The sequence below is a fragment of the Mycobacterium sp. NPDC004974 genome, from assembly GCF_053600815.1.
This window is the reverse complement of sequence record NZ_JBSGAQ010000002.1, coordinates 526,997-551,708: the sequence shown is the minus strand read 5'-3', so window position 1 is coordinate 551,708 and position 24,712 is coordinate 526,997. Positions and strand designations below refer to the sequence as shown.

Annotated in this window: 12 protein-coding genes; 10 read left to right on the top strand and 2 right to left on the bottom strand. The window is 66.3% G+C overall.

Going from position 1 to position 24,712, the window contains the following annotated elements:
- Positions 1 to 24 precede the first annotated feature (24 nt).
- From ACWEFV_RS07510 to ACWEFV_RS07470, 9 genes are all read left to right on the top strand, one after another.
- Positions 25 to 921: a class II fructose-bisphosphate aldolase gene (locus ACWEFV_RS07510; protein WP_135451616.1), complete on the top strand. Its 897-nt coding sequence runs from the start codon at positions 25 to 27 to the stop codon at positions 919 to 921.
- Positions 918 to 2,318, top strand: coding sequence for a D-tagatose-bisphosphate aldolase, class II, non-catalytic subunit (locus tag ACWEFV_RS07505; protein ID WP_450069675.1), 1,401 nt, complete (start codon positions 918 to 920; stop codon positions 2,316 to 2,318). Before ACWEFV_RS07510 ends, ACWEFV_RS07505 begins: the two co-directional genes overlap by 4 nt.
- A complete protein-coding gene (locus ACWEFV_RS07500) occupies positions 2,311 to 3,465 on the top strand; it encodes an SIS domain-containing protein (RefSeq protein WP_135451618.1) in 1,155 nt (384 codons plus the stop codon). The genes ACWEFV_RS07505 and ACWEFV_RS07500 overlap by 8 nt, the downstream gene beginning before the upstream one ends.
- Before the next feature lie 6 nt (positions 3,466 to 3,471).
- Complete coding sequence (locus ACWEFV_RS07495) at positions 3,472 to 4,443, top strand: BadF/BadG/BcrA/BcrD ATPase family protein (RefSeq protein ID WP_450069674.1); 972 nt, start codon at positions 3,472 to 3,474, stop codon at positions 4,441 to 4,443.
- Between the two features lie 31 nt (positions 4,444 to 4,474).
- A complete protein-coding gene (melA, locus tag ACWEFV_RS07490; RefSeq protein WP_450069673.1) occupies positions 4,475 to 5,785 on the top strand; it encodes an alpha-galactosidase in 1,311 nt (436 codons plus the stop codon).
- 56 nt (positions 5,786 to 5,841) lie between these two features.
- On the top strand, positions 5,842 to 7,116 hold the full coding sequence (locus tag ACWEFV_RS07485) for an ABC transporter substrate-binding protein (protein ID WP_450069672.1): 1,275 nt from the start codon (positions 5,842 to 5,844) through the stop codon (positions 7,114 to 7,116).
- Between the two features lie 106 nt (positions 7,117 to 7,222).
- Positions 7,223 to 8,059: a carbohydrate ABC transporter permease gene (locus tag ACWEFV_RS07480; RefSeq protein ID WP_286174562.1), complete on the top strand. Its 837-nt coding sequence runs from the start codon at positions 7,223 to 7,225 to the stop codon at positions 8,057 to 8,059.
- Between the two features lie 128 nt (positions 8,060 to 8,187).
- Positions 8,188 to 8,982 carry a carbohydrate ABC transporter permease gene (locus ACWEFV_RS07475; protein ID WP_286174563.1) on the top strand — a complete coding sequence of 265 codons (795 nt, stop codon included), beginning with the start codon at positions 8,188 to 8,190 and terminating at the stop codon, positions 8,980 to 8,982.
- 3 nt (positions 8,983 to 8,985) lie between these two features.
- Positions 8,986 to 10,095 carry an ABC transporter ATP-binding protein gene (locus ACWEFV_RS07470; protein ID WP_450069671.1) on the top strand — a complete coding sequence of 370 codons (1,110 nt, stop codon included), beginning with the start codon at positions 8,986 to 8,988 and terminating at the stop codon, positions 10,093 to 10,095.
- Between the two features lie 75 nt (positions 10,096 to 10,170).
- Here ACWEFV_RS07470 and ACWEFV_RS07465 read toward each other — a convergent pair whose 3' ends face one another.
- The gene (locus ACWEFV_RS07465) at positions 10,171 to 12,006 is read right to left on the bottom strand and encodes an acyl-CoA dehydrogenase (protein ID WP_450069670.1); all 1,836 of its coding nucleotides are present in this window, start codon (positions 12,004 to 12,006) and stop codon (positions 10,171 to 10,173) included.
- A gap of 235 nt (positions 12,007 to 12,241) precedes the next feature.
- On the opposite strand from ACWEFV_RS07465, the gene ACWEFV_RS07460 reads away from it, so the two are divergent.
- Positions 12,242 to 13,321 (top strand): NAD(P)H-dependent amine dehydrogenase family protein, encoded by a 1,080-nt coding sequence (locus ACWEFV_RS07460; protein ID WP_450069669.1) that lies wholly within the window; start codon positions 12,242 to 12,244, stop codon positions 13,319 to 13,321.
- 71 nt (positions 13,322 to 13,392) lie between these two features.
- Here ACWEFV_RS07460 and ACWEFV_RS07455 read toward each other — a convergent pair whose 3' ends face one another.
- The gene (locus tag ACWEFV_RS07455; RefSeq protein WP_450069668.1) at positions 13,393 to 24,510 is read right to left on the bottom strand and encodes a type I polyketide synthase; all 11,118 of its coding nucleotides are present in this window, start codon (positions 24,508 to 24,510) and stop codon (positions 13,393 to 13,395) included.
- Positions 24,511 to 24,712: the final 202 nt, after the last annotated feature.

The window sequence follows — 24,712 nt, the reverse complement described above, 5'->3', positions numbered from 1 at the left end:
CGATACCCGACATCGGGTGGCAATGTGACCCTGGCCGCCACCGCCGATCTGCTCGCTTCGGCAGCTGTCGAGCGCACCGCAGTGCTCGCGTTCAACGTCATCACCATCGAGCACGCAGAAGGCATTTCCGAGGGCGCGGAACGCGCCGGTGCCGCCGTGCTGATGCAGATCAGCGAGAACACCGTGCGCTTCCACGGCGGTCGGATCGAGCCGCTGGTGTCGGCCTGTGCGCGTATCGCGGAGAGCTGCGCGGTCCCGATTGCCCTGCATCTCGACCACTTTCACGATGTGACCCTGCTCGACGAGGCGGTCGAAATCGCACCGGCGCTCGGCGTCACCTCGATCATGGTCGATGCCGCCCATCTGCCGTATCGGGACAATGTCGCCCGCACGCGAACCTTCGCCGAGGCTGCACATGCCGCGGAGTTGTGGGTGGAAGCGGAGTTGGGAGAGATCGGAGGCAAGGACCACGCAGCCGTCAGCGCGCATGCGCCCGGTGTCCGAACGGATCCGGACGAAGCGGTGGCTTTCGCCGAGCAGACCGGGGTGGACGGCCTCGCGGTGGCAGTCGGGAGCACCCATGCGATGACCACCCGCGATGCCTGCCTTGACGTCGCTCTGATCCAGCAACTGGCGGCCCGCGTGCCGGTTCCGCTTGTCCTGCACGGGTCATCCGGAGTGTCTGACGACCAGCTCTGCGTCGCGGTTCGCGCCGGCATCCGCAAGATCAACGTCGGAACCGCGCTGAACATCGCCTACACCGGGGCCGTGCGCGAGGCGCTGGCCGGTGATCTCACAGCCACCGACCCCCGCAGATACCTGAAGGCCGGGCGGCAGGCCGTCGGCGACACCGTGGCCGATCGGTGCCGTGCCGTGCAGTCGCTTGCACCGGCGCGCGCCGGGGAGCGTGACGCCCGATGATCCAATCAACATCGGACGCTTCGAATGCGTTGCCGGACAACATGTCCGCACATTTCCCGCGGCCTGCCAGTGGGATCGCCGAGACCATCGAGTGGCATAAGGCCGGCGCTGCGGTGGGCATTTATTCGGTGTGCTCAGCGCACCCCACGGTGGTGGCGGCGGCCATCGCGCAGGCCGCGGCCGACAACAGCTATGTGTTGATCGAGGCCACCTCGAACCAGGTCGATCAGTTCGGCGGCTACACCGGTCTGCGACCGGCTCAGTTTCGTGACCTGGTTCTCGGCATCGCCGACGAGAACGGATTCCCTCGGGACCGGGTCGTGCTCGGCGGTGACCACCTCGGGCCGAATCGTTGGCAGGGCCAACCCTCCAGTGCGGCAATGGCTCACGCCGAGGTGCTGGTCGCCGCCTACGTCGAAGCCGGATACAGCAAGATCCACCTCGACTGCAGCATGTCCTGTGCAGACGATCCGGCGGTGCTGTCCGACGAGGTGGTGGCGAGCCGCACCGCACGGCTGCTGCGGGTCGCCGAAAACGTCGCCGGAGAAACCGCAGGCGGCCTCGGTGCCGACGGCCCGGTGTACGTGATAGGCACCGAGGTGCCGGTCCCCGGGGGAGCGCACGAAACGCTGAGTCAGCTCACCCCGACCCCGGCCGAACGGGCCAGGCGAACCATCGCGGCCCACCAGGCCGCCTTCGCCGAGGTGGGGCTCTCCCACGTGTGGCCGCGCGTCGTCGCCCTGGTGGTGCAGCCCGGTGTCGAGTTCGACCACCTCAACGTCATCGACTACCGGCACAGCGCCACCGAACAGTTACGGAAGGTTCTCGACACCGAGGACAACCTGGTGTTCGAAGCGCATTCCACCGACTATCAGCGGCCCGCCCAGCTGAGTGAGCTCGTTGAGGACCATTGGGCCATCCTCAAAGTCGGGCCGGGCCTCACATTCGCCATGCGTGAGGCGCTGTTTGCCTTGAGCCTCGTGGAGGCAGATCTTGTCGCGCCGCCGGCGCGGTCGAACCTCATCGAGGTCATCGAGCGCAGGATGCTGGCCGAGCCCGGGTACTGGCAGGGTTACTACGAGGGTGACCCGGTCACCCAGCGCACAGCCCGCCGGTACAGCTACAGCGATCGGTTGCGCTATTACTGGGCCGACGAAGAGGTGGAGGCGGCCCGGCGGGCGCTGCTCGCCAACCTCGACCGCACCGGCATTCCGCTGCCGCTGATCAGCCAGTTCCTGCCCGCTCAGTACGAGCGGATCCGCTCCGGTGATCTGGAACCCGATGCCCAGTCGTTGGTGATCGATCGCATACGCGACGCGTTGCGGCCCTACGCCAGCGCCTGCGGTACCGCCCGACACCTTTCCCGCGCCCTGACCACTGGAGGTGCCGATGACTAGCTCGCAGGTTCAATATCCCGACCAAAAAAACGGTGGCGCAACGATAGTCGAGATCGGCCAGCAGCCAGGAGCCTGGCGGGAGGTTGCCGGCCGGCTCGGTGAGGACACCGGAGCCTTTCTGCGCGGCATACTCGAAAGGCCTGACCTGCGGGTCATTCTGACCGGGGCCGGCAGCTCGGCGTTCGTCGGTGACATCGCGGCGCCGGCGTTGCGCCGGCACCTCAACCGCCGTGTCGAACCCATTGCGACGACGGACATTGTCGCCAACCCGCTGGACCATCTGGAGCGGGACACCCCCACGCTTCTGGTGTCCTTCGGCCGGTCGGGCAACAGCCCGGAGAGTCTGGCGACCACGGCGCTGGCCGACGAGCTCGTCACCGACGTATGGCACCTGATCTACACCTGCGACCCCGAGGGCGAACTGGGCCGCGCACACCGAGCGCGGGAGAATTCGCGCGTCGTCTGCATGCCGGAGCGCACCAACGACACCGGATTCGCGATGACGTCCAGTCTGACCTCAATGTTGTTGTCGTGTCTGCTGATGCTGGGTCCGGCGCGGCCCGGCAATGCGCATGCTCTCGCCCGCGCCGCCGAACACGTGGTGGGCCTGCAGTCCGACATCCGGGCCCTGGCCCAGACCAAGAAGCAACGATTTGTCTACCTCGGCAGTGGGCCGTTGGCTGGCCTCGCCCAGGAATCGGCACTCAAACTCCTGGAACTGACCGCAGGAGAAGTCGTCACGTACTTCGATTCTCCATTGGGATTCCGGCACGGACCCAAGTCCGTCCTCGATGGCGATACCTTGGTGGTGGTGTATGTTTCGACCGATCCGCACACCCGCCGCTACGACCTCGACATCATCGCCGAGATCCGCGCTCAGCTGGGCCGGGACGCGGTCACGGTGATCAGCGCCGAGCCGATCCCGGAAGCGCTGGGCCCGAGCGTCGTGCTACCCGACCTCGGCGGGCTCGATGATGCCCAGGTTGCCCTTCCGTACCTGGTGTTCGCTCAGTATCTCGCGTTGTTCTCCGCGCTGGCATACGCCAAGACACCGGATAATCCGTTTCCATCCGGCGAGGTGAGCCGAGTCGTCAAGGGTGTCACCATCTATCCGATGACGCCCGCCGGCCATCCGGCTGCGCGGTGACCTGCGATGGCCTGTTATCTCGGGGTTGACGGTGGCGGTTCCAAGACCGCGTTCGCCCTGATCGACGATCAGGGCCGCGTCTTGGCCCGCGCCACCGCACCGGCCTCGTACTACTTCAACGACGGTTTCGATGTCGTTGAAAACGTGCTGAGGCAAGGGGTTTCCGTCATCTCCGAGCAAGGGGGAATCGAGCCCTCCGGAATCGACGCGGCCTTCTTCGGCATCCCCGGCTATGGCGAGGCCAGCGCTGACATCGAACGACTGAATGCGGTCGGGGCGCGAGTGCTCGGTCACGACCGCTATCGCTGCGACAACGACATGGTCTGCGGGTGGGCCGGCTCGCTGGCAGGCGAGGACGGCATCAACGTCATCAGTGGAACCGGTTCGATGACCTACGGCGAGCGACGGGGCGTCGGACACCGGGTCGGCGGCTGGGGCGAACTGTTCGGCGACGAAGGATCGGCGTACTGGATCGCCACCCGGGGACTCAACGCATTCAGCAGGATGAGCGACGGCAGGCTCCCATCGGGTCCGCTGCACACACTCTTGACAGAGCGCCTGCAGCTCGACAGCGACCTCGACATCGTCAGCCTGCTGATCGGCAAGTGGTCCGGAAAACGCACCTCTATCGCCGCGTTGGCCACCACGGTGTGCGAGGCGGTGCGGGCCGGTGACGACGCGTCGATCCAGATTCTGTCCACCGCGGTCGACGAACTCGTCGCACTCGTCGAAACCACCCGCGTGCTGCTCGGATTCACCGAACCCGAAACGGTGCCGGTGTCGTACTCGGGCGGGATGTTCTCCGACGACGGCTTCCTGGGGATGTTCGTCGCCGCACTCCGGGAGCAGCCGGCCAAGTACGAACTGCGGCGCCCGCTGCTCGACCCGGCGCTGGGGGCCGCCCTCTACGCCGCCAGACACAGTGGCCATCCGTTGAGTGCGGCCGCACTGCACCAACTGGCCACAACCCCAGCCTGACAACCGAAATCGCGCAGCCAAGGAGCCGGACGTGTCACCCACCATCGTCATCATCGGAGCGGGCAGTGTCGAGTTCACCCGCGAACTACTCGGGGACATCCTGTCGTTCCCCGAACTGCGGTCGATTCGGATTGTGTTGCATGACATCGACTCCGAACGCCTCGAAACCGCGGAGGCGATCACCCGTGCGACCGCCCGTGCGGCGGGTGCCGATCCGGAGGTGATCGCCACCCTCGAACGGCGCCGTGCGCTCGAGGGCGCTGACTACGTCATCAACGTCATTCAGGTCGGCATGCACGAGGCCACGGTGCGCGACTTCGAGATCCCGGCGCGGTACGGGCTGAATCAGACCATCGGTGACACCATCGGCGTCGGCGGAATCTTCCGCGGCCTGAGGACTTTTCCGGTTCTGGCCGGTATCGCACACGACATGGAAGAGGTGTGCCCGGACGCCTGGCTGCTCAATTACACCAATCCGATGGCGATGAACGTCACTTTCCTGCACCACGTCGCGCCGCGGCTCAAGGTTCTCGGGTTGTGCCATTCCGTGTACTGGACGATGGTCGGCCTGTGTGAACTCATCGAGGTGCCCTACGAGGAGGTGTCCTACTGGTCGGCGGGTGTCAACCACCAGGCGTGGGTACTGCGCTGGGAACGTGGCGGCCGGGATCTGTATCCGCAGTTGGACCAGCGCATCGCCGCCGATCCGGAACTGCAGCGTCGCGTGCGGGTCGACATGTACCGCCGCCTGGGGTATTACCCCACCGAGACCAGCGAGCACTCCAGCGAGTACGTCCCCTGGTACGTCCGCGACCCCGAGGAGGTCGCACGCCTGCGGATCAATGTGGGCGAGTACGTCTCCATCAGTGAGGCCAATCTGGCCGAGTACGGTCGCGTCCGAGCGGAATTGGCCGACGCCCACACCCTTGCGATCGACAACGGGTCCACCGAATACGCGCCGCAGGTGATCCATTCTCTGGAGACCGGGACGACCAGAGTCATCTCTGCCAACGTCGTGAACCAGGGGTTGATCACCAATCTGCCCGACGGTGTGGCAGTCGAAGTCCCGACGATGCTCGATGCCCTGGGTGCCCATCCGATGCGGGTGGGCGATCTGCCGCCACAATGCGCCGCGCTCAACCGGAACTTCCTCGGACCGGTCGAGCTGACCGTGCGCGCCGCGATCGACGGTGATCCGCGGCTGGTCCGCGCAGCGGCCATGGTCGATCCCAACACCGCGGCCACGCTGACCGTCGACCAGATATGGGAACTGTGCAACGAATTGACGATCGCGCACGGAGACCTGCTGCCTGAGCCGCTGCGTTCGAAGCTGGCGCTGTGAGAACGGCCGGTCGTGAAACACATGCACCATCACACCCAGATAAAGGAGTGTCTACCGTGATTCGACGCAGGCTGTGCATCGCATTGATCGCTGTCCTTGCCCTCGCGCTCACTGCATGCGGTGGCTCCTCCTCAACCGGCCCGACCGAGATCGCGGTGTGGCACGGCTACCAGGACACCGAAGGGGAGGTCTTCAAGGGCCTGGTCGACCAGTACAACAAGGAGCATCCCGACGTTCAGGTCAAGGAGCTCTACTCGAGCAATGACCTTGTGCTGCAGAAGGTGCTGACTGCGGTGCGAGGCGGCAGCGCCCCCGACGTTGCTTACATGTTCGGCTCGTGGTCGCCGAACATCGCCAAGATTCCGCAGGTCGTCGACATGTCCGAGGCGGTCTCTCAGCCCGATTGGAACTGGGATGACTTCTATCCGGCCGAGCGGGCAGCCGCGACCGTCGGCGACAAGATCGTCGGCGTGCCCGCCCTGGTGGACAATCTGGCGATCGTCTACAACAAGAAGCTCTTCGCCGATGCCGGGGTGGCGCCGCCGACGGCCGATTGGACCTGGGAAGATTTCCGGTCGGCCGCGGCGAAACTCACCGATCCGTCGAAGGGGCAGTACGGCTGGTTGATGCCTGCCGATGGCAGCGAAGACACGGTGTGGCACTACATTCCGATGCTCTGGGAAGCCGGCGGCGAGATCCTCACGCCCGACAACAAGCACGCTGCGTTCAATTCGGAGGCAGGGGCGAAAGCGCTGACCACGCTGCAACAGATGGCGGTCACTGACAAGTCGCTCTACCTCGACACCACCAACGAGAACGGTCCCAAGCTGATGAACAGCGGCAAGGTCGCGATGCTGGTCACCGGCCCGTGGGATCTCAGCCAGCTGTCCGACATCGAGTACGGCGTGCAGGTGATGCCCACATTCGCCGGCAGCGGCCGCGCTCACCAGTCGATCTCGGGCCCGGACAACTGGGTGGTCTTCAACAACGGCGACAAGCGCAAGCAGGCGGCGATCGACTTCGTCAAGTGGATGACCGCATCCGAGCAGGTGAAGGCATTCTCGTTGGGGACCGGCGATTTGCCCACGCGTCAATCGATCGGTCAGGATGCGGCGTTCCGTGACCAACTGAATGAAAAGCTGCCCGGCAGCGCGGCATTCGTGGAGAACCTGTCCAACGTAAAGTCGGTGCGGCCCACCGTCGAGCAGTATCCGGCGATCTCGGAGGCGCTCGGGCAGGCAGTCGTAGCCGTCATGCTCGGCAAGGAGCAGCCCGCTGACGCGCTGAATTCGGCGGCCAAGGCCACGGACGCGGCACTGGCCGGGGAATAGGCCCACGGGGAGTCGCACGCACATGTCTGAATTAGCTTCAACGCGACAACACGTCCCCCGGTTCAGGCGGCTCGGCCGCTCGGAGACCGTGGCGGGGTGGGCATTGGTGAGCCCCGCCGCGGTGCTCATCGGCGCCTTCGGTCTGCTGCCGGTGCTGATGTCGCTGATGCTGTCGTTCCAGCACTCGGATCTGCTCACGCCGGAGACACCGTGGGTGGGGTTCGATAATTACCGCAAGCTGGCCGACGATCCGCTGTTCGTCGACGCGATCAAGCACACCATCATCTACACAGCGCTGTTCGTGCCCGGCACCATGGTGGTCGGTCTGTTCGTGGCCGCAGCGTTGAACCGTTCGGTCCGCTTCATCTCGGTGTACCGAACCGCGGCGTACGTCACCATGGCGGTCTCGACCATTTCGCAGGGCATCATCTTCCTGTGGTTGACCGACCGCGACTACGGTGTGGTCAACGCGGCCCTCAATACGGTCGGGGTACCCGCGCAGCCCTTTCTGTCATCACCGTCGCAGGCCCTGTACGTCATTGTGGCGATGACGATCTGGGGCTGGACCGGGTTCTCGGTCATCGTGTACCTCGCTGCATTGCAAGGGGTTCCAGTCGAGCTGCACGAGGCCGCGTCGATCGATGGAGCGAGCGCGTTCACCCGCTTTCGCACCATCACGGTGCCCCTGCTGGGTCCGGCGAACCTGTTTCTCGTCGTCTGGCTGACCATCAACGCGCTGCAGTTGTTCGACGAGGTCTACGCCACCACCCGGGGCGGACCGCTGCGCGCCACCACCGTCATCGTGTACTACCTGTGGGACCGCGCCTTCATCAAGTTCGACGCCGGATACGCCGCTGCGATGGCCTACGCGTTGTTCGTGGTGATCCTGCTGATCACCGCTGTCCAGTTCCGTCTCGCCCGTAAGCACGTGCATTTCTCATGACCACCACACCAGATACTCGCGTTGAAACCGTTGCACCGCAGTCACAATCGCAGCGGCCACCCCAATTGTCGAAGCATCGTGTCAGGTTCCGGCTGCCGTTCAGCCCGTGGCATCTGATTCTCATTCCGTTGACGTTCCTGCTGGTGGTTCCGCTGTTGTGGATGCTGGTCACCTCGTTGGAGACCGAAGGCGAGGCGAACCGCTTTCCGCCGGTGCTCCTGCCCGAAAGCCCGCGGTGGGAGAACTACACCGAAGCCTGGGCCGCAGCGCCGTTCGGCCACTTCTTTCTCAACAGCCTGCTGGTGACATCGGTGGTGCTGGTAAGCAACCTGATCGTGTGCAGCCTGGCCGGCTATGCGTTCGCCCGCATCCGATTTCTGGGCCGCGGAGCGCTTTTCGTTACGTTGATGGCAACCCTGATGGTGCCGTTTCAGGTCACGATGATCCCGGTGTTCCTGATCGTGAAATGGTTCGGTGACAACGTGTGGGCCGGGCTGGGGATCGATCACATCGGCGCCCTGATGCTGCCCAACCTGGCCACCGCATTCGGGATCTTCTTCCTGCGCCAGTTCTTCCAGACGGTTCCGGTGGAACTCGAAGAGGCGGCCCGGGTGGACGGAACCTCGCGCCTTGGCGTGCTGTTCAAGATCGTGCTCCCGCTGTCGCTGCCCGCATTGTCCACACTGGCGGCGCTGACGGTGCTCACGTCCTGGAACGATTTCCTGTGGCCGCTGATCGTGATCACCTCCCAGGACCAGATGACGATTCCGTTGGGGCTCAGCTATTTCCAGGGAGCACACCGGGTCAAATGGCCCCTGCTGATGGCGGCGAACGTGATGAGTCTGTTGCCGATGTTGTTGGTGTTCATCGGTGCGCAGCGCTATTTCGTGCAGTCGGTGGCCAGTACCGGATTGAAGGGCTGAACCTTGGCAGAAGTAGAGTTTCGTGACGTCACGCGCCGGTTCGCGGGGGGAGTGGACGCGCTCAAGGGCCTCAATCTGACGGTGGCAGACGGGGAGTTCCTGATCCTGGTCGGGCCGTCGGGCTGCGGAAAGAGCACCGCGCTGCGCATGCTCGCCGGTCTCGACAAGCCGACATCGGGTGAGATCAGGATCGGCGGCACCGTGGTCAACGACCTCGCGCCCGGACAGCGTGATATCGCGATGGTGTTCCAGAACTATGCGCTGTATCCGCACATGTCGGTCTACCGCAACCTCGCGTACGGCCTGCGGCAGCGACGGACCCCGCGCGCCGAAATCCAGCGCCGGGTCCGTGAAACCGCTGAACTACTGCAGATCACCGAACTGTTGGATCGCAAACCCGGCCAGCTGTCCGGGGGTCAGCGGCAGCGGGTGGCCATGGGCCGTGCGTTGGTACGCGAACCACAGGCGTTTCTGCTCGATGAGCCGCTGTCGAATCTGGACGCGAAATTGCGCAACCAGGTTCGCGGCGACCTCAAGCGTCTGCACCGTGAAGTCCCGGTCACCTCGATCTACGTCACCCACGATCAGGTGGAGGCGATGACGCTGGGTGATCGGTTGTGCGTGATGTCCGACGGTGAAGTGCAGCAGATCGGCACCACCGATGACATCTACAACCGCCCGGCGAACACCTTCGTCGCGGCCTTCATGGGCAGCCCGCCGATGAACCTGATTGCCGGGGCCATCCGCTCGGGGATGCTCCACATCGGCGGCGCAGAGGTGACAACCGTGGCGTCGCCGGATGGCCCGGTGACCGTCGGTGTGCGCCCTGAGCATCTGCAGTTGCACGGCCACTGCGGCGCCGGCATGGTGCCGGCCCGAGTCGATTTCGTCGAGCCGCTGGGCAGTCACGTCTTGGTGACTGCGCTTGTCGATGTCAGCAGTGATGCGTCGAATGCACCGGCGGCTCAGACCCGGGTGATCGTCCAGGCTCCGGCGGACACCGAGTTGGAGTCCGGGGCCCGGATCGGTCTGGCGATGCCGCCGGAACGGACGTACTTCTTCGACGCCGAGACCGGTGAGGCCCGGCGCCACCGTGAGCGCATTTCGGTATGAGCGCCGGTCGAGGCGCCTAGACAAACAAAGAGGCTCCCGGGGATATCCCGGGAGCCTCTTCGTATTCAGCGGTTTCTAGAACGCAGCCTCGTCGAGCTCCATCACCTCGTTGTCGATGGTCTCGATGACCTGACGGGTGCTGGTGAGCAGCGGCAGCATGTTCTTGGCGAAGAACGAGGCAGCGCCGATCTTGCCCTCGAGGTAGGTGCGGTCCTCCCCGGTGGCGCCGGCGTCGAGCTTCTCGATGGCCACGGCGGCCTGGCGGGCCAGCAGCCAGCCGAGCAGCAGGTCGCCGACCGACAGGAGGAAGCGGACCGAACCGAGGCCCACCTTGTAGATGCTCGCGGCATCTTCCTGCGCGGCCATCAGGTAGCCGGTGAGGGTGGCGGCCATGCCCTGGACATCGGCCAGCGCGGTGCCCAGCAGCTCACGCTCGGTCTTCAACCGGCCGTTGCCGGTCTCGTTCTTGATGAACTGCTCGATCTCGCCGGCCACGAAGGCAAGCGCCTGGCCCTTGTCGCGGACGATCTTGCGGAAGAAGAAGTCCTGCGCCTGGATGGCGGTGGTGCCCTCGTACAGCGAGTCGATCTTGGCGTCGCGGATGTACTGCTCGATCGGGTAGTCCTGCAGATAGCCGGAACCGCCCAGGGTCTGCAGGCTCTCGGTCAGCTTGGCGTAGGCCTGCTCCGAGCCGAAGCCCTTGACGATCGGCAGCAGCAGGTCGTTGACCTTGTGGGCCAGTTCGCCGTCGATGCCGTGGACCGCCTCGGCGACGGCCTTGTCCTGGAAGGTCGCGGTGTACAGGTACAGCGCGCGCATGCCCTCGGCGTAGGACTTCTGCGTCATCAGGCTGCGACGCACGTCGGGGTGATGGGTGATGGTGACGCGCGGAGCGGTCTTGTCCATCATCTGGGTCAGGTCGGCACCCTGGACGCGCTCCTTGGCGTACTCCAGAGCGTTCAGGTAGCCGGTCGACAGGGTCGCGATGGCCTTGGTGCCCACCATCATTCGAGCCTGCTCGATGACGTCGAACATCTGCGCGATGCCGTTGTGCACCTCGCCGACCAGCCAGCCCACGGCGGGCTTGTCGTGCTGGCCGAAGGTCAGCTCACAGGTGGCCGAAGCCTTCAGGCCCATCTTGTGCTCGACGTTGGTGACGTACACACCGTTGCGCTCGCCCAGTTCTCCGGTCTCGAAGTCGAAGAGGAACTTCGGCACGAAGAACAGCGACAGACCCTTGGTGCCCGGGCCTGCGCCCTCGGGGCGGGCCAGCACCAGGTGGAAGATGTTCTCGAACAGGTCATCGGAATCGGCGGAGGTGATGAACCGCTTCACGCCGTCGATGTGCCAGGAGCCGTCCTCCTGCTTGACGGCCTTGGTGCGGCCGGCGCCGACATCCGAACCGGCGTCCGGCTCGGTGAGCACCATGGTGGAGCCCCAGCCCCGCTCGGCGGCCAGCACGGCCCACTTCTTCTGTTCTTCGGTGGCGTTGTCGTAGAAGATCTGCGCGAAGGCGGCACCACCGGCGTACATCCACACGGCCGGGTTGGCGCCGAGGATGTGCTCGTTGAGCGCCCACAGCAGCGCCTTGGGCGCGGGCATTCCGCCGAGTTCCTCGTAGAGGCCGAACTTGTCCCAGCCGCCATCGATGACCGCGCGTACGGACTTCTTGAAGGGCTCGGGCAGCGTGACGCTGTGAGTGTCCGGATGGAACACCGGCGGGTTGCGGTCAGTCCCGGCGAATGATTCGGCGACAGGTCCCTCGGCCAGTCGAGCCATTTCGCTGAGCATCTCGCGGGCGGTGTCGGCGTCCAGATCGCTGTAGTCGCCAGTCCCCAGGGCCTTGTCCAGGCCGAAGACGTCGAACAGGTTAAAGACCTGGTCACGGACATTGCTCTTGTAGTGGCTCACTTTTCCTCCTTGTGGAATGCCACCTGAGGTTGGGTACTTTGGATAAGTTACCCACCAGTAACTGCGGCCAACTATACCGTTCGGTAACTTCAACGCAAAGAGACTCTGAGCAATTTCTGGGGGCTAACCAACCCAGCGGTTGATCGACCTCTGTACCTTCGTGTCGAAATGCCTTGGACCAGCAGTTTTGTTGGATTGTGACGATCCTCACGAATATCACCATTAGGGTGGGCGGATGCGTCGAGTAGCGGTGTGGGGCACGGGGAACATGGGTGCGACGGCCATCAGATCGGCCACGGCATTCCCGGGGCTGGAATTGGCGGCAGTCATCACGTCATCTGAGGACAAGGCTGGTCGTGACGCTGCGACGTTCGCCAAGCTCGACGGCCTCACCGGTGTCAGCGCCACTACCGACATAGATGCGGCGCTGGCCCAGTGCGACGCCGTCGCCTATATGTCTTCCGGCGACATCCGCCCCGAGGAGGCGCTCGCCGAGATCGAGCGGTGCCTGCGTGCTGGCAAACAAGTTGTGACGCCGTCGCTGTATTCGCTGTACGACCCGGCCTCGGCCCCCGCGGAGTGGGTCGACCGGCTCACCGACGCCGCGGTGGCCGGTAACTCCGCACTCCTGGTCAGCGGCGTCGACCCGGGCTGGGGCAATGACGCCCTGGCGGTGATCGCGGCGGGACTGTGTACCCGGATCCGCACCATCCGGTGTCAGGAGATCTTCGACTACTCCACCTACAACCAGCCGCACTCGGTGCGGGTGCTGTGCGGTTTCGGCGGGTCCATGGACGAGACGCCGATGATGTTGCTGCCGTCCATCCCCACCATGGTGTGGGGCGGCAACGTCCGGCTCATCGGCCGCGGGCTGGGCCTGGAGATCGACGACATCACCGAGACGGTCGAACGACTGCCGCTGACCGAGACCGTCGACAACGTCATGGGCCGGTTCGAAGCCGGTACGCAGGGCGCGTTCCGGCTCCAGGTGATCGGATGGGCCGACGGGGTCGAGCGGGTCATCATCGAGCACATCACCCGTATCGACCCGGCCTGTGCGCCGGAGTGGCCGCAGCCGGACGAAGGCGTCGGTGATCACCGGGTGATCGTCGACGGCGATCCCCAGCTGAGCATCGTGGTGCGCGCCGACGTGCCGGGCGGCACCCGGGCCGACGGCGGCAACACCACTGCGGCCAACCGACTGCTCGGCGCGATCGACTGGCTGGCCACCCAGAAGCCCGGCATCTACGACGGCCTCGACGTGCCGTTGCACCCACCGCTCCCAGCCGAGGTCGAAGCCACCCGCTGGGTCTGAGCTTTTTCTGCCGAGCAGACGCAAAACTGCCCCTTTTCGTGTGAAAAGGGGCAGTTTTGCGTCTTGTCGCGCTAGGTGGTCTCGGCCGCCTCATCCTGCGGCCCCGGGTCGTCCGGTGCTTCCGCAGTTGACTCCTCGTGAGTCTCCCGCTGCGGCGCGGCCGGCGATTCCGTCGGTGACTCCGGCGATTCCGCGTCGGGCAGCTGACCGACGAGGTACTCGGCGAGTCCGCCGATCGTCGGATAGTCGAACACCGCGGTCGCGTTGAGCGTGAACTTGCCGCCGAACTGACTGTGCAGCCGGTTGCGGAGTTCGATCGCCATCAGCGAGTCCGTGCCGAGATCCAGGAACCGGCTGGTCGCGGCCGGCGGCGATGCCAGCCGCAGGAAGTTCTGCACTTCCTTCTGCAGGAACTCGGTCACGAACCCGGCCCGCTGCGGTACCGGGATCTCGAGCAGCTGCTTGAGCACCTCGCTGTCACCGACGACCTCGCCGACGGCACTCGGCAACACCAGGTCGAGGATCGGCGGCCGCTGACTGCCCAGCACCTTCGCGGCCCGCTGCCAGTTCGCCTTGATGACGGTGGCCTGGCCGGTGCCGTTGGCGATGACCTCGGCCAGGGCACTCAGCGCCGCCGAGGGCTCCAGCGGAATCAGGCCCTGTGCACTGATGTTGGCGGTCGCGGCTTCCGACGAGGCCATGCCGCCCTGGGCCCACGGGCCGAAGTTGACGCCGGTGGCCGGCAGGCCTTGCGCCCTTCGCTGCGCCACCAGGCCGTCGAGCAGCGCATTGGCGGTGGCGTAGTTGGACTGACCGGGTGAACCGAACAAGCTGGACACCGAGGAGGACACGATGAAGAAGTCCAGATCGTCGTCCTTCGTCAACCTGTCCAGGTGGCCGGCGCCGAACGCCTTGGGCGCCAACGTGGTCCGGAACCGTTCCAGGCTCTGCTGGCCCAGCAGTGCGTCATCGAGCACACCCGCGAGATGTGCCACACCGGCGAGCGGGGGCAATTCGGCGCGGATCCGGTCGAGGAGCTTGGCCACCTCGGACTCGTCGCCGACATCGGCGGCGAAGACGTGGATACGGGTCTTGTACCGCTCGGTGATCTCCTCGATCAACCGTTGAGCGTCCGCATCGGGCGCCCGGCGGCTGGTCAACACGATGTCACCGGCACCCAGCTGCGCCAGGTACGCAGCGGTGTGCAGACCGATCGCACCGAGCCCACCGGTGATCAGGTAGGTCCGATCCGGCCGCGGTGCAAGCGGATTCGGCATCTGGCAGACAATCTTGCCGATATGCCGGGCCTGCTGCATGCGCCGGAACGCCGTCCTGGCCTCCGTCAGCGGGTAGATCTCGGCGGGCAGTGGCGTCCACTGTCCCTTGGCCAATCCGTCCGACACCTCGGTCAGCAAGTCGCGAATGCGTTCGGGCTCTTGGAACATCACGGTGTCCAACGCGACGATCTCGTAGGCGATGTCGGGTCGGGCCTCGGCCATCTGCTCCGCAGTCCAGATATCGCGCTTGGCGATCTCGGCGAACCGGCCGTTCTTGGCGGTGGCCCGCACGGTCGCCTCGACGAACCCTTCACTCGTCAGGCTGTTGAGCACCACGTCCACGCCGGCACCGTCGGTATCCGCCAGGATCTGGTCGGCGAAATCGGTTGTACGCGAGTCATACACGTACTTGACACCGAGCTTGCGCACCGTCGCCCGCTTGAAGGTGCTCGCCGTCGCATAGACCTCGGCACCGCACTGCTGCGCCATCTGGATGGCCGCCAATCCCACGCCGCCACTGGCAGCGTGGATGAGCACCTTGTCGCCCGGCTTCAGTTGCGCCCAGTCGAACGCGAGCCGGACCGTCAGCGCCGCGGCGGGAATCGTCGCGGCCTCGACCGCGCTGACCCCGTCGGGGATCGGTGCCAGGAACTGCGCCGGCGCGTTGAACCGGCTGGCGAAGGCGCCCTGCATGGAGCCGTAGACCCGCTGGCCCACCTCGACGCCGGTGACTCCCTCACCCAATTGCGTGACGACACCGGCGAAGTCGCCACCGATCGGGCCGGGGTCACCCGGGTACAGGCCCAGCACGTTGAGCACGTCACGGAAGTTGAGACCTGCGGCCTCTACCCGCACCTGCACGTAGCCCTCGTCCGGCGCCGGCACTTCCTTCTCTGTGATCCGCAGGTTGTCGATCGCCCCGCGTTCGGTGGGCAGCAGGGCGTAGTCGCTCCCGCGCGGCACCGTGAGATGCCCGCTGCGCGACCACGGCAGCAACCGGGAGGCCAGCAGCTTGCCCTGCCGTACAGCGATTTCGGGCTCCTCGACCGGTGTGGCCAACAGATTCGCCAGCGCCTGCACGGCCTCGGGTGATCCGTCGGTATCGACCAGCTTGGCGCGCAGCGCCGGTTCCTCGTTGATCGTGGTGCGTCCGAATCCCCACAGCGCGGCCTGTACGGGATCGACCGGCTCACCCGATTCGGTGGCGACCGCCCGCTCGGTGACGATCCAGAGTCCGCCGGGCAATTTGATCTCCCCGCCCTGCACGGTGTGCACCGCGCCGAGCAGGTTGGCGATCTCGGTCTCGAGTCGAGCCTGGCTGTCAGCGCTCGACTCTTCGGGGCTCGGTGCGCCTGCGCGCCAGACGACACCGGAGAACGGCAAGCCGCGCTCCTTGGCCTCGGTCAGCACCTCTCCCAACTGCTGACCGGTGTTCCGATCGAAGGGGATGCAGCCCGGCACCTTGGCGGCAAGGTCGTCGAATCCTGCGATCAGCCAGGTGCCGGTTGCCGCCGCCTCGACTGTCTCGTTGTCAGATGCCGGTACCGGGACCTCGGCCCAGCCGAGGGTGTACAGCAGCCGGGTGGCGTCACCGCCGAGGCCGCGGAGCAGCGCCTCGCGAGGTGCCCGCTTGACCGTGAACTCCCGAATTCCGCCCAGGTAGCGGCCATCCCGATCGAGGTAATCGAGATCGAAGACCTGGGTTTCGCTGTCCAGTGCGCTCTCGTGCCACTTCGCGCGGCAGTAGAACCGCCGGGGCATCTTCTCCTTCAACGTCACCTGCCCGTACCGCAGCGGCAGGAACAGGTCGTTCACGCCCTGCTCGGCGGCGAGAAGTGCCGGGAACGCCGGGAAGGCGACACCGGTGCACAGGTCCATCAGCACCGGGTGCATCGGCTCTGTTCCGAGTTGTTCGGCGAGTTCTGCACCGACGAGGATGTCGCCGATCGCCTCGCCCTCGCCGAGCCACAGCGACTTCAGCGAACCGGACCAGTTCGGGCCCCACGACAGTTCCAGGTCGGAGAAGGTCTCGAACAGTTCCTGCGGACGCATCCGGTTCATGCGCTCGATCGCTTCGTCGACCGGGTCGTCCTCGGGCACCGGCGTCTCGGCCACGTCCTCGAGACCGCTCACCACCGTGCCTTCGGCATTCAGCGACCAGTCAGCGACCCGGTCCCCGTAGGGACGGCTGTGCACCTGGAACTTCCACCCGCCACCGTCGTCCAGCGGGTGCAACATCAGCTGCACCTCGCGAGAGCTCTTCTCGGGCAGGATGATCGGCTCGTAGAAGAACACGTCCTTTGCCCGCGCCGGCGTACCGACCGCGGCCAGTGCCATGGCCGCGTACGTCGCCCCGGGAACGACGACGGTGCCGTAGATGACGTGGTCGGCAAGCCACGGTTGGGATTTGACCGACAACCTGCTGGTGTACACGGAATCGCCAGAGGCCAGGTCTTTCCCACTGCCCAGAATTCCGGATTCCATGGCACCGTCCATGCCAGAGCCGACGATGCCGCTTCCCTTGGGCCAGAAGCGCCGACGCTGGAACGGGTAGGTCGGCAATTCGAGTCGGCGACGGGGCCGGCGATGCAGCGCGGTGAAATCGGGCCGGTGACCGCCGACGTAGGCCGAGGCCAGCGCATCGGCGATCTGGCGCCGGTCGGCAACGCCCTTGCGCATCGAGACGATTGCGCGCGGCGCAGGCAGGTGCTCCGGCCAGACCTGGACCGCAGCCCCGGTCAGCACCGGCTGCGGACCGATCTCCATCAACACCGAGCAACCCAGTGCCGCCACGGTGCGCACGCTCTCGGCGAACTGCACCGGTTGGCGTGAGTGTCGGCGCCAGTACTTCGCATCGAGCGGGGTCTGGGCCGTGAGCACGCTGCCGGTGCGGTTGCAGACCAGCGGCAATGTCGGGGTGGCGAACTGCAACTGCGCTGCGTACGACTCGAACTCATCGAGTACGGGGTCGAGCAGTTCCGAGTGGAAGGCGTGGCTGGTCTGCAGCCAGGTGCAGCGGACCCCCTCGTCACCGAACTTCTCGACGATCTGCTCGAGATCCTCACCCGGACCCGACAGCACGGTATTGGGTCCGTTGTAGGCGCCGACCGACACCCGCGGGAACTCGCCGGCAATCTGCTCGACGTGCTTGGGGTCGGCGAACACCGCCACCATCCGTCCGCCTTCGGGGAGGCTGCCGAACAGCCGGCCGCGCTCGGCCATGAGCCGCGCACCGTCCTCGAGGCTGAATACTCCGGCCACGCATGCCGCTGCGTACTGGCCGACGCTGTGCCCGAGCACCACATCGGGCTCGATGCCCCACGACTGCCACAGCCGCGCCAGGCCCATCTCGACTGCGAAGATCGCCGGTTGGGCAAAGGACGTGTGCCGCAACGTCTCTCCGGCCTTGCCGCCCGTTTCGCGATCGGTGGCGAAAATGACCTCGAGCAGCGGGCTCGGCAGGATGTCCTTGACCGCGTCTGCGCAGCGTTTCACGGTTTCCGCGAAGACCGGTTCGGAGTCGAACAGTTCACGGGCCATTCCCGGGTACTGGCTGCCCTGGCCGGTGAACAACCACGCCGTCGTCGGGTGGTTCAAGTGCTCGCCGCGTACGACACCGGGCCGCGTGCGATTCTCGGCCAGATCCTCCAGGTATATGCGCGCATCGTCGATCGAATCCACCACCAGTGCGGCGCGGTGCTCGAAGTGTGAACGGCCCGTGCCTGCGGTGAGGCACACGTCGGCGAGGTCGGCCTCCGGATGGGCGGCCAACCAGGTTCCGTAACGCTGCGCCAGCGCGACCACCGCTTCCGGTGACCGCCCGGACAGCGCCAGCACATTCACCTGCTCGGTCTGAGCTTCCGGCGCGACGCCTTCGGCAAGATCCCCGTCGGCGAGGTCGTCGCCGGCCGGTGCCGGTGCCGCTTGCGCTGGCGCCTCCTCGACCAGCACATGGGCGTTCGTGCCGGTGAAGCCGAAGGAGCTCACGCCGGCGCGTCGCGGCCTGCCGTTGGTCAGCCACGGAATCGCCTTGTCCACGACCTGCACCGGCAGCGAGTCCCACGGGATGTGCGGGGACGGATTGTCGAAATGCAGGCTCTGCGGCAGTGTTTCGTGCTGCAGAGACAACACGACCTTGATCAGACCCGCTGCCCCCGATGCCGATTCGGTGTGGCCGATGTTGGTTTTCACCGACCCCATCAACAGTGGCCGGTCCGAGTCGCGTGATCCGCCGTAGGCGGCCGCGGCTGCCTGCACCTCGATCGGATCACCCAGCGGAGTGCCCGTTCCGTGCGCCTCCAGGTAGTCGACATCCCCGCCGGACAGCCCGGCGCGAGCCAGTACGGACCCGATGAGCCGTTGCTGCGCACCACCATTGGGCACGGTCAAACCGCTCGAAGCGCCGTCCTGGTTCACCCCGCTGCTCGGAATGATCGCGCAGATCCGATCGCCGTCGCGTTGCGCGTCGCTCAATCTCTTGAGGACGAGAATTCCGCAGCCTTCGCTGCGCACGTAGCCGTCCGCTGAGGCGTCGAACGTCTTGCACCGCCCCACCGGGGAAAGCATCCTGGCGCGGGATGCGGCGACGACGGTCACCGGAGAAAGCAGGACGTTCACGCCGCCGGCCAACGCCATGTCGCAATCACCCGAGTGCAGTGCCTGGCAGGCCTGATGGACGGCCACCAGCGCCGAGCTGCAGGCGGTGTCGATCGCCACCGCGGGTCCCTCGAGCCCCAGCGAGAAGGCGACGCGACCGGAAATGGCGTTGAGTGCGTTGCCGGTGATGAAGTGCGGCTCGATCTTGTCGATGGATTCCGACGACAGCAGGTGTGCGTACTCGTTGGCCGCCACACCCACGAAGATGCCGGTTCGGCTGCCGCGCAACGTCGCCGGCGCGTACCCGGCCCGTTCCAGGCCCTCCCAGACCGTTTCGAGCATCAGCCGCTGCTGCGGCTCGATCCAGACGGCCTCACGCGGGGAGATGCCGAAGAACTCGGGGTCGAATCCGTCTATGCCGTCGAGGAATCCGCCGAATCGCGTGTAGGTCTTGCCCGGAGCATCCGGATCCGGGTCGAAGAACTCGTCGATGTCGAACCGGTCTTCCGGGACTTCCCGGATCGCATCGACACCGCCGGACAGGACGTCCCAGAAAGCCTCCGGGTCGGGCGCACCGGGGAAGCGGCACGACACCGCGACGATCGCGATCGGATCGTCGGTGCGCGTCGTCGCCGCTGCCGGTTGCGGAGCGGGCTTGGGCTGCTCACTGAGTCCGAGCACGTCGCCGAGCAGGTAGTCGGCCACGTCGGAGATCCGGGGGTAGTCCATCACCAGGGTGATGGGGATCTCCGCCCCCACTCCCTGTTCCATGCGGCGGCGCAGTTCGACGGCCATCAGCGAATCCATGCCGAGGTCGAAGAACCCGGCGTCCTCACGGATCTCCGCGGCGTCCACGCGCGTCACCTCTGCCACGGCGTCACGCAGGTAATCCGTCAGCAGCTTCTTACGCTGCTGCACAGGGGCATTCGTGAGCTGCTCGACCAGTTTGGTCTTCCCGGACGCGGTGGCCGGCGACGCCACTCCCGTCAGCTGGGCGGGCAACTCACGTTCCAACTCGGACAGGAACGCCCGTCGGCCCGCCTGCTGATAGAGCGGCAGGAAGCGGGCCCAGTCGATACGGGCTATCACTCCTTGGGCGGGGCCGTGCGCCGAAGCGGCCGCCACGACATCGGCCAGACCGGCCAGCGCATCGGACGGCGACAATGTCTTGATCCCGCGCTGCTCCAGCCGGGCACGGGAGTCCGCGTCGGCCATACCCGCCGACCAGGGACCGAAGTTGACGCTGGTGCCGGCGATGCCCTGATCGCGCAGGCGCCAGGCCAGCCCATCCAGGAAAGCGTTCGCCGCGCTGTAGGCGGTCTGACCGAAACCGCCCCAGACCGAGGCGATCGAGGAGGTGCTGATGAAGAAGTCGAGCTTCTCGTCAGCTGCTGCCTCGCTCAAATGCCAGGCACCCCAGACTTTCCCGGCGAAGACCCGATCCACTTCAGCGTCATCGAGCTCACTCAGCGGAGTGGTACCGATCTCGCCCGCGGCGTGCACGATGCCGGCCAGCGGTGGCAGCTCGGCCCGCACACCGGACAGAAGGCGGGCGACGTCATGTGCGTCGGCGACATCGGCCGTGGCGACCCGGATCTCACAGCCGTGCTGGTCGCGCAGCGTATCGATGCGCTTTTGTGCGGTGTCGCCGGGCTGGCGCCGGCTGGTCAGCACCAGTTGCTTGGCGCCGTGCGCGGCCAGGTACCCGGCGATTTCGAGCCCGATGGAGCCGAGCCCTCCGGTCACCAGATACGTTGCGTCAGCGCGCAGTTCCAGCGGTTTGCCGCTCGGCAGGTCCTCCGGCCGAACGAGCCGGGGAACGTAGACCTCGTGACCCCGCAGCGCGACCTGGTCTTCCTTGACGGCCGATTCGGCTGCCGTGGTGATCCGGTTGAGCAGCCCGGACCATTCGCCGGTCGTCCCCTCGGAGAGATCGGCCAGACCGCCCCACACCTGAGGAAGCTCGAGGGCCGCGGCGCGGCCGAATCCCCACAGGGCACTCTGCTCCGGCGTCACGGTGTCCGCCTCGGTGACGTGTTGTGCCCCGCGGGTGACGAGCCAGATTGGTGCCCTCAGGTCAGCGGCGACCGCGGCGCGGAAGAGCCGCCGCGTTCCGGCCAGGACCTGGTGTTGCATCCGCAGCAGTGATCGCATCGAGGGGGTGGCGCCGGAGTCAAGCGCGGCGACGTGCACGATGCGCAGCGTCGAATCGCCCGTTGCCGCGGCGCGCAACGTCGCTGCGAGTTGCACCTCGTCCGCATCGGACGCAGGCAATCCGAAGAACCGATACTGCTGCCCACGCGCGGTGAGGGTGTCCACCAGAGGCTTGACGGCGTCGGACTCGTCGCCGATGAGGATCCAGGAACTCTCTCCGGTTTCGGAACCGGAGAGGGGGGTAACCGCCTTTTCCCATCGGAACTCGTAACGGTCGTCCGCGATGGACTGCGTCGAGCGCTGTTGGTTGTGTTGCGCCGCAAGCTTGGTCAGTACCGCGAGCGTCTGATCGTCGCCGCCGGCGCCGTCGAGCAGGGCTGCGAGTTCCTCGATCCGGCCGTCCTCGAGCAGCCGGACCGCCTGGGTGCGGGCGGCCACGTGCTGCTGCTGGTTGGGCTCGTCACGATTGTCGCGGTACCAGTACTGGCGGTGCTCGAACGGGTAGGTCGGAAGGTCCAGCTTCTGCGCGTGGGCCTGCCGTAAGGCGCCGAAGTCGGGCAGGTGGCCCAGCACGTAGGCATCGGCGACGGCTTCGTTGATCTGCCGGTGGTCGGCGGTGTTCCGCCGCAGCGAGGTGATCACCCGAGGTGCGGTGGCCGGGTCGGGCCAGGCGCCCAGGGCCGTCGCGGTGAGCACCGGACGCGGGCCGACCTCGAGCAGCACCTTGCAGTTCAGATCGGCGAGGGTGCGCACGCTCTTGGCGAACTCCACCGGTTGGCGCGCGTGACGACGCCAGTAGGCGCCGTCCATCTTGACGCTCCGGCCCAGGGCTGCGCCGGTGCGGTTGTCGATCAGAATCCGTTGTGGTGCTTTGAAAGTGAACCGGTTCGCGTACGCCTCGAACTCGTCGAGGATCGGTTCCAGCAGTGCCGAGTGGAATGCGTGGCTGGTTTCCAGCCAGTCACACCGCACGCCGTCGGCCGTCAAACGCGCCACGGCCTTCTCCAGGTCCGCTGCAGGTCCGGACAGCACGGTGTTGGCGCCGTTGTATGCGGCGACCGAGAGCGCGGGGTACTCGTCGGTGAGGCTCTCGACCCGCTCGGCTGCGGTGAACACCGCCGCCATCCGGCCGCCCGCGGGCAGACTGCCGAAGAGCCGGCCACGTTCGGCCATGAGCCGCATGCCGTCGTCGAGGCTGAACACGCCCGCGACGCACGCGGCCGAGTACTGGCCGACGCTGTGACCCAGCACCACGTCCGGTTCGAAGCCCCACGACTGCCAGAGCTGGGCCAAGCCCATCTCCAGGGCGAACAGCGCGGGCTGGGCGTAGGAGGTCTGCCGCAGCGTCTCCTCGCCATCCGGGCTGTCGAGGTCGAAAATCACGTCCAGCAGCGGCTTTTCGAGGACGTCGGCGACTGCGGCCGCGCACCGGTTCAGGGTCTCGGCGAACACCGGTTCGGTGTCGTACAGCTCGCGCGCCATGCCGGGGTACTGGCTGCCCTGGCCGGTGAAGAGCCAGGCCGTCTTCGGGGTGTCGTGGGATTCCCCGCGAACCAGACCGGGGGCCGGGCGGTCGTCCGCGAGCGCGCCGAGCAGTTCGACAGCGGATTCCCTGGAGTTGACCACCAACGCGGCGCGGTGCTCCAGGTGCGCGCGCCCCACGCCGGCGGTGAGACACACGTCCGCCAACGTGGCCTCCGGATGTGCGCCCAACCAGTTGCGGTATTCGCCGGCGACCTGCACCAACGCTTCCGGTGTCCGTGCGGACACCGGAAGGATGCTGAACCGCTTGCTCTCAGACTGCGCAGTTCGGCCCGGCTCTGCCGCCGGCCGCGCCGTTGGTTCGGGAGCTTCTTCGAGGATGACGTGCGCGTTGGTCCCGGCGAACCCGAATGAGCTGACGCCCGCGATGCGCGGTTCGCCGTTGCGTTCCCAGGGGGTGGCTTCCTTGACCACTTCCACCGCCAGCCGGTCCCACGGAATGTGGGGCGACGGGTTCTCGAAGTGGAGGTGCTTGGGCAAGGTCTCGTTCTCGAGCGACAGGATGACCTTGATGACGCCCGCGATGCCCGCGGCCGCTTCCAGGTGACCGATGTTCGTCTTTGCCGAGCCGATCAACAGCGGCCGGTCGGGTTCGCGTCCGGCGCCGAGCACCGCGCCTGCGGCCTGCGCCTCGATCGGGTCGCCCAGTGAAGTCCCGGTGCCGTGTGCTTCCAGGTAGCCGACTTCGCTGGGTCGGAGGCCGGAGCGTTTCAGAGCGTCGGTGATAACCCGTTGCTGCGCCACACCATTCGGCACGGTCAACCCGCCGGATGCGCCGTCCTGGTTGATTGCGCTGCCGCGGATAACGGCCCGAATCCGGTCGCCGTCACGGATCGCGTCGTCAAGACGCTTGATGACGATGACGCCGCAGCCCTCGCCGCGCACATAGCCGTCCGCCGCGGCGTCGAATGTCTTGCAGCGGCCGTCGGGGGCGAGCATGTGAGCGCTGGAGAACGTGATCATCGTGGCCGGTGTGAGCAGCACATTCGCGCCGCCGGCCAGGGCGAGGTCGCACTCTCCCAGGCGCAGCGCCTGGCACGCCTGGTGGATCGCCACCAGCGACGAGCTGCACGCCGTGTCGACGGCGACCGAGGGACCCTGCAGTCCCAACCGGTAGCTGATCCGGCCCGCGGCCGCGGCGTTCGACGTACCGATGGCCATGTAGGCCTCGATCTCGGGGTAAGTCAGCTCGTCAGAGGCCATTCCGAGGTAGTCGTGGGTGGCCAAACCCACGAAGACGCCGGTGTTGGTTTCAGCCAAAGCTGTTGGCGCAGTGCCTGAATGCTCCACCGCGCGCCATGCCGTTTCGAGCAGGAGCCGATGTTGGGGGTCCATCAACCGTACCTCGCGGGTGGACATGCCGAAGAACGGCGCGTCGAACCCGGTCACGTCGTCGACGAAACCCGCACGACGGGTCACCACCTTGCCGGGAACGCCTGGTTCCGGGTCGAAGAATTCGTCGGCGTCCCACCGGTCTTCGGGTATCTCTGACACCGCGTCGCGTCCCTCGCGCAGCACCTCCCAGAACGCATCGGCGTCCGGTGCGCCTGGAAAGCGCGCCGCGTAGCCGACGATGGCAAAGCGAGGGTTCTTGTCGATCGGATGTTCAGCGGTTCCCATGGCCGTTGTCCTCCTAGCGTCGGCGGTCACTCAATGACTACGCCCGACATTTGTCGCACGCGAAAATTGTCCACCCCCCGACGGCACTAGAGCACTATTACACGTGAACCTGTGACGCGTGGGGCGCAGCTTGTGCCGTGAGGCGCAGGAGTGGTTGCCAGCGGGTGTGGGGGTATGTTGGGCAACCACGGGTGATCACGGC